Below are 12,337 nucleotides of genomic sequence, written 5' to 3' on the forward strand. Positions count from 1 at the left end.
TCAGCAAATCTCGTTGCCTTGTGGCCGCGGAACAAGCGTCTCGGGCTATGAGGGCTGTTTGTTACGAGCCCGAACCGTCCACAACAAAAGGTAAACTGCTCTATGTTTGTGACGGTGGAAGTGTCACGACGTAGAACCAGTAGTTGCGAATCTCTCGAAGAATCTCTCCGAACTTTACAATATCCACTGGCTTGGTGACGTAGGAGTTGGCCTTGTATTTGTAGCTCGCGAGCACGTCTCGTTCATCATCTGAGGTTGTAAACACCACAATCGGGATTGTGTCCAATAAAGGATCTTCCTTCACTGCCGCCAACACTTCTCTGCCATTCATTCGGGGCATGTTCAAATCGAGAAGAATTAGATCGGGACGAACCGCGTCCGCAAATTCGTCCTCACGATTAAGAAATTTCATGGCATCAATGCCGTCAGCGACTCGCACAAGCGTGTTAAGAATCCGGTCCTTTTCCAGTGTTCGGTTAATGAGATTGACGTCGTCAATATCGTCTTCGACAAGCAGGATGTCGATGGGACGCGGTGACGGCAATGCCGAATCAGTCATGCCTGGGCTCCTTGTGAATCCATGTTCAGAGTGAAATAGAATGTGGTTCCGGATTTACCATCTGAGTCAACCCAGATCCTACCTCCGAACCGTTCAACGATACGCTTACAGATAGCCAGTCCAATGCCCGTTCCGCTGTATGCAGTCCGTCCATGCAGGCGCTGGAAGATCTCAAATACCTTGTCGAAGTAACGTGGTTCAATGCCGAGGCCGTTATCTTTGACGAAGCATTCCACCTGTGAATCGACAACGCGGTTGCCAATATGGACTGTCGGTCTTGCCTCATCGCAGTACTTGATTGCGTTGCTAATAAGGTTCTGGAAAAGGCGTGTTAGCTGTCCGGCATCCGCGACCACTGCTGGAAACGTATCGCACTTGATGACAGAATTGCTCTCTTGAATCGTCAGTTCAAGATTTTCTAACGCGGCTTGCAGGCACTCGTTTGCATCCACAAGGGAGAGCGGTCTACCAAGTGTCGTCACACGAGAAAATGTCAGCAGGTCGCCCACGAGAACCTTAAGACGCTCTGCACCATCGATAACAACATCGATATCGCGGCGTGCATCTGGATTCAGGTTTTCCGCGTCCTCCAGCAACAACTGGGCGTACGAAGTGATTTTTCGCAGTGGTTCCTGAAGATCATGAGACGCGACGTACGCGAACTGCTCCAATTCACGATTACTCGTGGTCAATTGATCGTTTAACCGGGTAAGTTCAGCTTCTCGCCGTTTGTGCTCCGTAACATCGTGTGCTTCTTTGATGAGGAACACGACATTGTTGCAATTGTCCTCCACCGGAGTCACAGAAGTAGCTGTCCATTTCAGCTTGGAGACTGGTCTTTTTCTGTCGGTTAGATTTTGATACGACAGGTGGATGGACACGGATGTCAGTCAGATCATCGCTGTGGAAGTGAAGCAGCTTGTGCTTAGCCTGCAGCGTGAGGTTGCGGAGCTGCGGGACGAGAACCGGCGGCTGCGTGATCGGATTGAAGAGCTCGAAGGTAAGAACCCCACAGAGCGACTCGACGAGGCGTTTTCGGTGACGGCGGAAGAGAGACGCCGCGCTGAAACGGGCCGCCGAAAAGGTCGCAAAAAACAATCCTCGGCGCGTCGCGGTCGTCGCACAACCGAGCAGAAAGCGGACAACGCCGAACGACGCGAACTCATTCTGCCGGAAGGTTACAACGTCGCAGAGTGCCGTTTCGTTCGGGAACGTTTCGTCTGGAGAGTGATCAACGGCCAAGCCGTGCAGGTCGTCTATGAAATCTATCACGGCCCCAACGGCGAGAAATCCGAAATTCCGGGCGTGTGGCCGCGGTCCGAATTCGGCATTGAAGTTCATATCGCGCTGGCTCGCATTGTGACCATCACGGGACTGTCGATCGACAAGACGTGTGCATTGATTGAATTCTTCTGGAATCTGCCGCTCGGCAAATCCCAGGCGGACGCTCTGTTGAATCAACTGGCACGGCGTTGGGAACAGGAATTCGAATCTCTGTGTGACCTGATGGCGTTCAGTGCGATTGTGCATGCAGACGAAACCAGTTGGAGTATCAACAGCGTGTGGGCTTTTTTGTCGGAGAAGGCGCGCGTGCTGATCTTCGGATGCCGCAAAGACGGCGACACACTGGCTCAGATCCTGTCGAAAGAATTGTTTGGAGGCGTGCTTGTTTCGGACGATGCGGCCGTGTACCGAGGTTTCAGTCACGCACAGAAATGCTGGGCTCACCTGCTGCGGAAGGCCATCCGTCTGACGCTGCTGAAGCCGGACAACGAAGAGTACCAGCGACTGCTCGACGGCCTGCTGGAAATTTTCTACGCGGCCAAACGCCACGCCGCCGATGGTCGTCTTGGCGATGCCGGTCGTGCGGCGAAGGTCGATGAACTTGATAACACGCTGGCGGCTCTGCTGGTGCGTTACTGCGCCGAGGATTCCGATGTTCGGGCGGCCGACTTCGGCAAGGATTTTGACAACCTGGTCTCAGAACTGATTCGGCTGATGACGGAAGAGGAGTTGTTTTGTTTTGTGACAAGCCCGGCCGCGCCAGCAACGAACAACGAAGCGGAACGCAGTCTTCGCGGCGCGGCCATGGACCGTCGCACAGGTCGAACGAGCAAAACATCGAAGGGAGCCCGTCGCCGCAGCATTCTTACAAGCGTCCTGGAATCGCTGAATCTCCATCTGAAAACACCAACGCTCAGTTCCGTGGTGGCCGAGGTCATGACGTGGCAGCAGGATGGATTCAGTCTGTTTGATCGACTGAAACTTGAAGTCGGCCTGACCTCCGCGCCGCCCGGTCAGTCGCGACTGTCCAAACTCGTCCCCGCCAACTGAACACCACACCTCACGCTGCGCACCACGCGGAAATGGACAGCTACTCACAGAAATGTCTATTTCGATCAACGCACCATCCTTTGCAACGTGCGTCCCTTCGAAGAAATCTCGCTTACCTGACGCCGCCAGCTTCACGGCCTGCTTCATGCGGTCTTGAACTTCGGGCGAATGGGCCATCCACGGGGCTTCCCAACAAGGACAGTTCGCGATCTCGCCGGCATCAACACCCGTAGTCTGCAATGCTGTTTGGTTCATTTCCAGGACCATACCTTCGACATCAAGCAGGCCAATAAGATTCTCACTGTTATCGATAACACCTCGTAATTTCGATGCGGATTCTGAAAGGGCACGCGTGTGCTGGCGTTGAGCCTCTTCAGCATTTTTGCGTTCACTGAGGTCCATGATCGAACATAAGACGGCGCTGCCATCGTCCGTGTCGATGGGAGTCAGCCCAACTTCCACTGGGATCTTTCGTCCGGACTTATGCAGTCCATGTAGATCCTGACCCTCGCCCATTTTTCGCGTTGTCGGCTGCCTGGAAAAATTTGCGCGATGTTTGGGATGTGTTGAACGTTCTGGTTCTGGCACCAGCGTGTCGATCGATGCTCCGACTAGCTCGTCGGATGCATATCCAAAGATGTCTTTCACAGCCGGGTTAACAAGCAGGATGATGCCTTTGTGATCGACAACGATCTGCCCAATGGGGGACGCTTCCACAATTGCCATCGCTTGCTGCCGCGATTTTTCAAGCTCTTTCGAGCGTAGCGCGATTTCAGCTTCGAGCTGCTCGGGGCTGCGAAATGCAAGTGCCTTTGGAATCGTTTGGCTCAATACGATTGCGGTCGCTATCGATACGATGGCTGTTCCAAGTTTTAGAAGCCCCGCCAATCCGTACGCCGGCCACCAGAATATAATCGCTTCCATCAAGTGTGTCGTGCCACAGAACACAATGAACGCACTGAACAACCAGAAGAGTCGGGAGAAGGGGACATCCCGGATACGCGTGAAGTAAATAAGCATCGAGGGAACGGCGAGATACGACAGCCAGATCCCAATATCTGAAAAGATATGCAGCCAGCCGAGCCACGGCATCCAGTTCCCGCACATCCATCGAGCCGGATAGCTGGATGTGTCGAATATCCAATCAACACCGACCAATGCGCCTGCAACTGCACTCAGGCCAAGGGCAACAATGGTGAGTTTAAATGGATTCAAAGGACCTGCGTTTCCAGTCGTTGGAGGAGGACCGAGCGATCGCGCTGGCGCGTATTCTCCAGCAAAGTCGCTCCAGTTGCAATCAGCCTGAACGGTGGCACCAACCACCGCTGTCTAAGTGGTCGAAGCCCCATCCAGTCGGACGTTCCTGGAGGTCGAGGTTTTGTGTTGGCTCGGTCGAGCAGGTTATGTTTCGTCGCCGCAATAATCTTGTGGTTGAAGCTTCAGCACTTCACTATCACCAACGATATTCGAAGACCGTTTGGGACATAATAATTCGCGATATCCGAAGCATCTGGTGAGGTGGTTTGATTAAAAACAAGGAACAGACTTCCTGCGGAGCTTCGGCCAACTGCATACTTAATCGGATCTTGAGAAACTGCCGCAATACACATAGCTGGAAGAACCTCCGACGGATCGAAATCCGTTCAGCAACTTCGGTACGGTAAAATTCAGTATGCGTCATACGTTGTAACACCTCCGGCCGTCGTTCAGGGAGCGTAAGAGAATTCGCTCACGGCAGGCGAAGACTGTGCAAGTATGACCTGCGGCATTTTCGCAGAATCACCTACGGTACAATTGCCGTGAGGGGGAACGCTCACGTTTGTAGGCAGGCGGCAGGTTGACGGCACGGTGGAGTTCCTGGGGCTCTGGGGCGTGGTGTGCAGCGTGCAGCTACTTGCGTTCAAATCACCGCGTGCAGCTCAGTTTTGTGATAAAGCGGATTGGCACGTGTTACCAGCGATGCATACCGAAATGGCATTTAGGTTTGCCAGGATTTACAGGGACGAATCAAACTTTTCGACACGAAGTTAAGCGATGTGACCAATGATAGTTTGTCAGGTGAAGTCCGACCGGATTCCGCTGGCTTGCTGAAGTTCAATCAGCGTCCTGCCCGTTGCTATCACGCAGCACACCGTCCCGCCTGCAGAGGAACCATAACTATGACTGCTCTTAGCCCACGGCTCAGACGGAAACGTCGTGAACCGAATCGCTGCGGCTTACCTGTGACGCGGCAACAATATCGTATTCTATGTGTGGATGATGATGATGATCTCACACGCATCATTAAAGCTCGTTTGCGTAAATACAAAGTTGAAGTGACTCGTGCCGCCGGTGGCAAGGAAGGTCTGAAGCACGTCCACAGTCATCGCCCCAGCGCCATCATTACTGATTTAGGAATGCCGAACGGCGACGGAGAATTCCTGCTGCGACGGCTAAAGAGCCGTGCAAGCACTGCTTCGATTCCGGTCGTGGTGGTTTCCGGAGTCAGCGATGAACGCCGGATAGCGAGAGTCCAAAGCATGGGGGCTGCGGCGATCCTGCATAAACCGTTGAAGTTTGATGCCCTTTTCGCAGAACTTGCATCTCATCTCGATTGGACCAGCGCCGATGCAGCGACGTCGACATCCGATAGCCCCGAACACAATTTCACGTTTCGTTTTCAGGATAAGGTGTTTCGCACCAACGCAGCTGAACCGCCTAATCACCCGCCGCACTTTGACGTGCGGTAACCAGTATTTCTGTAGTCTATGACTGTCCTGGCCATATCACAGGAATTCGAAGGTTTGTCCGCCATGGAATCATTTCGATCACCCACCGTTCTGATCGTCGACGACGATCGCGACGTTCGGCTTGGAACGCGCTTGCGCCTTCAGGCCGCCGGCTACAGAACGCTGGAAGCAGAAAATGGTTTGTTGGGAATTGCCGCTGCCATCGAGCACAGTCCTGACTTGGTATTACTGGATGTGCGAATGCCGACGATGGATGGACTGACCGCCCTGAAATTACTCCGCAACAATGAAATCACAAAGAACACGCCCATCATAATGCTGTCCGCCAGTCACGTCGATCAGACCGAAGCTCTGGATAGCGGGGCTAGATTTTTTCTGGCGAAGCCCTACCACGGCCCACAAATGTTGGCAGCTGTGGAGGCGGCGATTGTCGCCTGACTCCCCCCCTGGTTAACTAGACATTGCAATCATCAGAACAAGGAGTAGCGCGACACACACGGTAATTTCAATCGGTCTCAACTACGTCACGGACGGCTATGGTCCCCATACACCCACCTGTACTTCCCACCTACTTTTCAAAACTTGCCAACGCCACAGCGAACTCGCTGATCCCACGTCGTAGGCAAAGGAGAACGATCTATGAAACTTTCAATTGCCGCTGCGCTGTTGTGTCTTGCCTCTGTCTCGAATGTGTCTGCTGCCGAAATTCGCTGGAATGGGCAGGTCTATGAAACACAGACAGTCACGCCTGTTACTGTGGATGCTTATGGCCGCATTATGCCAGGCCAGCCAATTACAGTGCTGATCCCGGTCCGTCAGGAGAACCGTTCGTCAGTGATGTCGACACCGCGTATGGAAACTGATGTGGCGTTGCCGCATAAGTCGATACCCGGAGTTCGCTTCGCGGATCTCAAACGCCCGGATTCTAAAACTTCTAACGTATCAGACGGACGGGAAATTACTGGCAGGGCACCGTCGCGAACATACACCGCACCAAATCAGGAATCGCAACTGACCGACATGCGATCCACTGACCGGCGTCCGACAGTTCTTGACTCGCGTCTTGACGCACGCCGCGTCTACTAAAGCGTTGTTCTGTCAGATCTGCGAACCGCGCGCAAAGCATTTGGCACGATCAGCGGGAACGGTTCCCGCTGGTCGTCGCATTGCGTGGCGACCGGCTCTGTTCACGCCCTGTCGCCCATCGATTGGGCGTGCATAACGCGCGCCCGATCGTGCCACCTGAGCTCTGAGCGATGGCCGTCACTTGTGCAGCGGCTCAGTCTTTGCTGCTACGCCATTCTTTGGGCCAGCCTTCTTTTCAGTTGCCGGATCGCTGCCTGCGCATTTTTCTGATCTGCCTTCCACCTACACCTTCCTGCCTTATTCAGAAGTTGAAACTATGTACGGAAAGATTCTGATTGCCGACGACGACCTTGGACTTGCGGAAGTCCTTGCAATGCGTTGCGAAGCTGCCGGACTTGAAACCATCGTCGTCGACAACGCACAGTGTGCCTTGCTGGCGATTCTCTCTGAACAACCGGATGTGGCTGTTCTTGACCTGAATATGCCAGCAGCCAACGACGGTGACGTATTGGAATTGCTCGCGACTGATCCGGAGTTGTCACAGACTCCCGTCATCATATTGACGGGGCAAAAAGATCATGAGACCATCGAGCGTTGTCGCAGCCTGATGGTTCACTATATCCCAAAGCAACGCAACGTCTGGATCAGGCTGAAGAGGACCATTGAGCAACTGCTTACGCGGCGTGAATGTTCGGGCAAGCCTCGAAACGCCGAGTTCTCAAGCACAAGCGGCATCCTGCACCATGGATTTCAGAAACCTAGCGGGGACAAGCTGGTGTTGAGGGCGATGAACTCAGTCCGGAGTTGACCTGAACCGCAGTGCTGACGTAGATTTGAACCATCGAGAACCAGCGATCCGCTGGATTTCGCACTCATTGACGCAATTGCGAAAGCATTGTGCCTCAAAATACCCGCGGCACGCTGCTGCCGCGGGTAGCCAATGGGAGAGTGGTTCGCCGTGAATGATCTTGCCACAGCAGTCTTAACCCTGATCGTGATCGGCATCTTTGCGGTGTTGGCAGGTTGGCAAATCAGTAAACGGCATACGGAGCGACGCGTCCATCTTGTTGCAGTTGCCGCTCTGTTTTTGATGGCGGGTTATCTGACGCATCTATGGAACCGCCCCGTGCTGGCGCAGCTGGTTCCTGTTTCCAGTCTTGTGATTCTGGCCAACTGGCTCCCGATTTGGGGCAGCTTTTTCGCCGGTATCTACCTCGCCATGACGTGCGTGAATCCCTGGCGAAGAGGTTTCGTCGGTTCGTTTGCGTTGGGGCTATGTGCCTATTCTGCCGTTCAGCCGCTGCTTGGTACGGGCCCTGTTTGTGAGGCCGATTCGCCTTCTACGGCGGACCTTCAGTTTCAAACAACGCCCTTCACATGCTCTGCCGCATGTGCCGCGTCACTTCTGCGGTTGCATGGAATCGAGGCGACTGAAAGCGAACTTGCGGAATTGTGCCTGACTCGTGAAGGCACACATTGGATGGGACTTTTTCGCGGGCTGAAACTCAAGACAGAAGATACCGCGTGGGACGTGTCGGTGGCAGCGTTTGATCGGAACCGTTTGTTGCAACGCAGCGCAGCACCGTGTGTGTTGGCTGTAGACGTTGACATCACGGGATTTGAAAAAGGGGTTGACCATGGCTTCTGCTCAGATGCTGGTCATTCCGTCGTCTATCTTCAGCGGTATAGCGATGATTGCATCACAGTATTTGATCCATCGCCGGACTTTGGCGTTGACCACTGGGACCACCGGATTCTGAAGTGCATTAAAAGGGGTGTGACTATCTCACTTATCCCGCGCGATCCGACGAGTCCAGAATCACTGCTGACGGCTCGCCGAATCGCGGCAGCTGTGGCGCGGCGACCTCGGTCCGTTGCATATGCTAACGCCGTTGCTGACCGCCGGTGGTAAACCATCGGTGCGCTAATCGTTCGGCTGACTTTTCGTGCGGCTTGTTACGGTCTCGTCGATGCCGCTCGATTTGCTGGTCTCAAACCATTTCCAGGGCATCAGTGCCCTCAAAAACGGTGGCCGCAGTCTGAAAACGCAGCAAAAGCAGTGCGGGCAACGATGGATACGGATGGCCATCATCGCGAGCAAAAAGTGGATAGGCGTGAGGTTCCTTAGGGGCACCGGCTTCAGGCCGTCCCGACAAAAAACGCAGTGGTAGAATGCTTTCATCGTAGACGACATTAATACTCAAACAAGATGCGGCCCGCTCCTCGTCTTCTGTCCGACAGTCGTTTGAAAATCGGGCGTGCGAGTTGGCCCACTTTGGCCCCCCTTAGGCTATCAGAAGATAGTCCCATGGGCAGGTTCTAACAATCAATCGGTCCAGTTCCCAGCCCAAATCTCAAATTTGGAGCCGCTAAGAAATTCACTGGCTTTCCGCGATGTGGGCATACCCGCACATGACTCGATCTTTGCCGCATTTCACCGTATCGGTATTACTCTGTTAGTCGCGCCAGAACTTCGTTAGCGTCGCCTTGCGAAAGCCCCCGCAGAACGAGCTTCAATTGAGTTTCGCCTTCAATCGGAAAAGCGACAACGGCGATTGGACGATCATTGATGACTGCGACGATTTCTCGAACCTTGGGCCGCCGCGTGAGCGACTCAATTTTTGCAAGGCCCGCTTCAGACAGCAGCAGCACCACCTCAGTTGGGCCCGACTTGTGATCACAGCGAAACGCAGAAAAATGCTGAGCTTCCAAAATTGCACTCGGCGCGATGAATCGTTTGGCCCGGTCAGGCAGCGTGACTTCGACTCTTTCAGCATCTGGCCTGGACAGCACTTCGTGGAGCCTTAGTGATGAAGTCGGCGACACGGGTTCCTGCCCGAACCGTGGAAACACGTAACGGTAGTTTCCGACGAATACACCGAGGAACAGCAGCAGAAATATGGCCAATGTCCACCACCGCCCCCGCGGCGGTGCCGACTCTTGCTGGTCCGTGTTATTTGACATGACGTGACACTCCTGAGTTCCACAAAAAAAGCCCGACACTTCCGTGTCGGGCTTCGATTCTCAAGTGCCCCGCTGACGTGTCAATGTTGGATCATGTCAGCGCGATCCAGAGGCCTGGAAATGCCTATCGGAGGGCTTAGTACATTTCCTCATCGTGATCATGTCCACCCTTTTTGTCAGCTTTCGGAGCTTCCGCAATCAGAGCGTCGCTCGTCAGCAGCAGGGTCGAAACGCTGGCCGCGTTTTGCAGAGCAGTACGAGTCACTTTGGTTGGGTCAATTACGCCACCCTTGACCATGTCTTCGTACTTGCCTGTTGCCGCGTTGTAGCCGTTGTTTCCAGTTTCGTTAGAAACCTTTTCACAGACAACAGCTCCGTCAACACCGGCGTTGTCTGCAATCTGAGTCAGCGGAGCTTTGCAGGCGCGAATGATGATGTCGAAACCGACTTTTTCGTCGTGAGACAACTTTGAAGGTTTGACGCTTGTTGAAGCTCGAAGCAAAGCAACGCCGCCGCCGGGAAGAATTCCTTCTTCAACAGCCGCGCGAGTTGCGTGCAGAGCGTCTTCAACGCGAGCTTTCTTTTCCTTCATTTCGCTTTCTGTAGCGGCTCCGACGTTAACCTGAGCAACTCCACCAGCGAGCTTCGCGATTCGTTCTTCCAGCTTTTCGCGATCGTAATCACTGCTGCTGTTTTCCATCTCGCGACGAATTTGCTCGATGCGAGCTGTGATGTCAGCCTTCTTGCCGCCACCTTCGATGATCGTCGTGTTGTCTTTGTCGACGACGATCTTCTTGGCCTGGCCAAGGTCTGCCAGTTCGATGTTTTCCAGCTTAGTGCCGAGGTCTTCGAAGATGGCCTGTCCACCAACCATGATAGCGATGTCCTGCAGCATTGCTTTGCGGCGATCGCCGTAGCCTGGAGCTTTCACAGCCGCGATCTTGAAGGTACCACGCAGCTTGTTGATAACCAGCGTTGCGAGTGCTTCGCCTTCGACATCTTCTGCAATGATCAGCAGTGGCTTGCCGGAGTTAACGACCTTTTCCAGTACTGGAACGAGGTCTTTGATGTTGCTGATCTTCTTTTCGTGAATCAGCACGTAAGCGTCTTCCATCACGCATTCCATGCCTTCGGAATCGGTGACGAAGTATGGAGAAAGGTAACCACGATCGAACTGCAAACCTTCGACAACGTCGAAGTTCGTTTCGAGGCTCTTGCCTTCTTCGACGGTGATGACGCCATCTTTGCCAACGGCTTCCATGGCGTCCGCCAGGATGCTGCCGATTTCCGTGTCGTTGTTTGCCGCCACGCTGCCGACCTGAGCGATCGCTTTTTTGGTCCGGCATTCGGTTGCCATTCCTTTAAGCTGAGCTGTAATGTCTTCAACCGCTTTGTCCATGCCTCGCTTCATTTCCAGCGGGCTGACACCAGCAACAACAGCCTTCAGGCCTTCTTTATAGATCGCTTCTGCCATGACAGTGGCGGTCGTTGTGCCGTCACCGGCAACGTCCGACGTCTTGCTGGCCACTTCGCGGACCATGCGGGCACCCATGTCTTCGAACTTGTCAGTCAGTTCGATTTCACGAGCCACAGTCACACCGTCTTTTGTAACGGTTGGTGAGCCAAAGCTTTTTTCGATAATCACGTTGCGACCGCGTGGCCCCAATGTGACTTTGACAGCTCGTGCCAGCTTGGAAACGCCACGACGCATGGCTTCCTGAGCTTCCTGATCGAAGGCAATAATTTTCGACATAGTGGGGATTTCTCCGGATTTCGATTGGTGTTAAGAAAAAAGTGTCTCGTGTTTTGTCGATGCCCTTTGTTGACTCGCTGTGCAGTACAAGGACCAAACCCGGCCAACATGCAGCACTCACGGCAAAGACGCATGACGTTTTTTGACCACTGACTGTTTACAGTGTGGCCAGAATGTCGCTTTCGCGAAGCAGCAGGTAATCGTCATCACCAACGGTGATTTCGTCGCCCGCGTAAGAACTGAAGATGACCTTGTCGCCTTCTTTGACCGTCAAAGCGACTCGTTCACCCTTGTCGTTGACGTGACCGTCACCGATCGCAATGACTTCACCCTGAGCGGGTTTGTTCTGCGCTGCATCAGGCAGCACAATGCCGCCCGCCGTGGTTTCTTCCGCTTCGGCTCGCTTAAGAACCACGCGATCACCCAATGGCACAATGCGAGTACCACCGGAAGATGCTTTCTTCGCCATTACATTTACTCCTGACCAACAAATTCAAAATGACACCGCAGGACGGCTGGATTGCCGGTGTGACAATGTCATACGAAAGCCAACTGAACGCCCAGTTGACCCGCCAGTTTCCTCACCAGTGACCGCACATTTGACGGTTCGACAGGACAGAAAACGGCTTGCCCAGCTTCACAGGCGAATGGTGTGCCACTCTGTGGCGGTGTGCTGTAAGTCGTTGAGCGGAATGCATTTAGGTTATAGTAGTTTTAGGCTGGTGCTCACGTTCTGGCAGGTATCCCGTCCCTGCCCTGCCGTTTTGACAAACCGAAAGAAGCCACTCTGCGGCCGCCTTCGAAAGCGCCGGCGCCGGAGCGCCGCATTCTTTCGTTGCCATTCGATGGCGACGTGCGGCAGTGATTGATAAACTCCTAAGCACTCTCTCGCTCACCGACCGTGGAATTCTG

11 protein-coding genes and 1 pseudogene are annotated in these 12,337 nt (G+C 53.8%); 6 read left to right on the forward strand and 6 right to left on the reverse strand.

The window, feature by feature from the left end; all coding sequences use genetic code 11:
• Window positions 1–100 precede the first annotated feature (100 nt).
• Both Fuma_RS02895 and Fuma_RS02900 read right to left on the reverse strand, forming a co-directional pair.
• On the reverse strand, window positions 101–559 hold the full coding sequence (locus tag Fuma_RS02895; RefSeq protein ID WP_077022808.1) for a response regulator: 459 nt from the start codon (window positions 557–559) through the stop codon (window positions 101–103).
• Window positions 556–1,440 carry a sensor histidine kinase gene (locus Fuma_RS02900; protein ID WP_083731763.1) on the reverse strand — a complete coding sequence of 295 codons (885 nt, stop codon included), beginning with the start codon at window positions 1,438–1,440 and terminating at the stop codon, window positions 556–558. Before Fuma_RS02900 ends, Fuma_RS02895 begins: the two co-directional genes overlap by 4 nt.
• On the opposite strand from Fuma_RS02900, the gene Fuma_RS36110 reads away from it, so the two are divergent.
• On the forward strand, window positions 1,433–2,893 hold the full coding sequence (locus Fuma_RS36110) for an IS66 family transposase (RefSeq protein ID WP_077022387.1): 1,461 nt from the start codon (window positions 1,433–1,435) through the stop codon (window positions 2,891–2,893). The genes Fuma_RS02900 and Fuma_RS36110 overlap by 8 nt on opposite strands.
• A gap of 45 nt (window positions 2,894–2,938) precedes the next feature.
• Here the strand turns inward: Fuma_RS36110 and Fuma_RS36725 are convergent.
• Window positions 2,939–4,000, reverse strand: a pseudogene (locus tag Fuma_RS36725) (PAS domain-containing protein); the annotation flags it as partial.
• 1,052 nt (window positions 4,001–5,052) lie between these two features.
• Between Fuma_RS36725 and Fuma_RS02915 the strand changes: the two are divergent.
• The 5 genes from Fuma_RS02915 to Fuma_RS02935 all read left to right on the forward strand — a co-directional run bounded on the left by Fuma_RS02915 (window position 5,053) and on the right by Fuma_RS02935 (window position 8,620).
• Complete coding sequence (locus Fuma_RS02915; protein ID WP_083731764.1) at window positions 5,053–5,622, forward strand: response regulator; 570 nt, start codon at window positions 5,053–5,055, stop codon at window positions 5,620–5,622.
• A gap of 63 nt (window positions 5,623–5,685) precedes the next feature.
• Window positions 5,686–6,060 (forward strand): response regulator, encoded by a 375-nt coding sequence (locus tag Fuma_RS02920; protein WP_077022812.1) that lies wholly within the window; start codon window positions 5,686–5,688, stop codon window positions 6,058–6,060.
• A gap of 201 nt (window positions 6,061–6,261) precedes the next feature.
• Window positions 6,262–6,708: a hypothetical protein gene (locus tag Fuma_RS02925; RefSeq protein ID WP_077022813.1), complete on the forward strand. Its 447-nt coding sequence runs from the start codon at window positions 6,262–6,264 to the stop codon at window positions 6,706–6,708.
• Between the two features lie 316 nt (window positions 6,709–7,024).
• Window positions 7,025–7,516 (forward strand): response regulator, encoded by a 492-nt coding sequence (locus Fuma_RS02930; RefSeq protein WP_077022814.1) that lies wholly within the window; start codon window positions 7,025–7,027, stop codon window positions 7,514–7,516.
• Between the two features lie 150 nt (window positions 7,517–7,666).
• On the forward strand, window positions 7,667–8,620 hold the full coding sequence (locus Fuma_RS02935; protein ID WP_145943935.1) for a cysteine peptidase family C39 domain-containing protein: 954 nt from the start codon (window positions 7,667–7,669) through the stop codon (window positions 8,618–8,620).
• Between the two features lie 536 nt (window positions 8,621–9,156).
• On the opposite strand, the gene Fuma_RS02945 is transcribed toward Fuma_RS02935, so the two are convergent.
• The 3 genes from Fuma_RS02945 to groES form a co-directional block, all read right to left on the reverse strand.
• Window positions 9,157–9,672: a hypothetical protein gene (locus tag Fuma_RS02945; protein WP_077022817.1), complete on the reverse strand. Its 516-nt coding sequence runs from the start codon at window positions 9,670–9,672 to the stop codon at window positions 9,157–9,159.
• Window positions 9,673–9,808: 136 nt separating this feature from the next.
• Window positions 9,809–11,425 carry a chaperonin GroEL gene (gene groL, locus Fuma_RS02950; RefSeq protein WP_077022818.1) on the reverse strand — a complete coding sequence of 539 codons (1,617 nt, stop codon included), beginning with the start codon at window positions 11,423–11,425 and terminating at the stop codon, window positions 9,809–9,811.
• A gap of 157 nt (window positions 11,426–11,582) precedes the next feature.
• Window positions 11,583–11,894 carry a co-chaperone GroES gene (gene groES, locus Fuma_RS02955; protein ID WP_077022819.1) on the reverse strand — a complete coding sequence of 104 codons (312 nt, stop codon included), beginning with the start codon at window positions 11,892–11,894 and terminating at the stop codon, window positions 11,583–11,585.
• Window positions 11,895–12,337 lie beyond the last annotated feature (443 nt).

This window comes from Fuerstiella marisgermanici, assembly GCF_001983935.1.
In the GTDB taxonomy this organism is placed as follows: domain Bacteria; phylum Planctomycetota; class Planctomycetia; order Planctomycetales; family Planctomycetaceae; genus Fuerstiella; species Fuerstiella marisgermanici.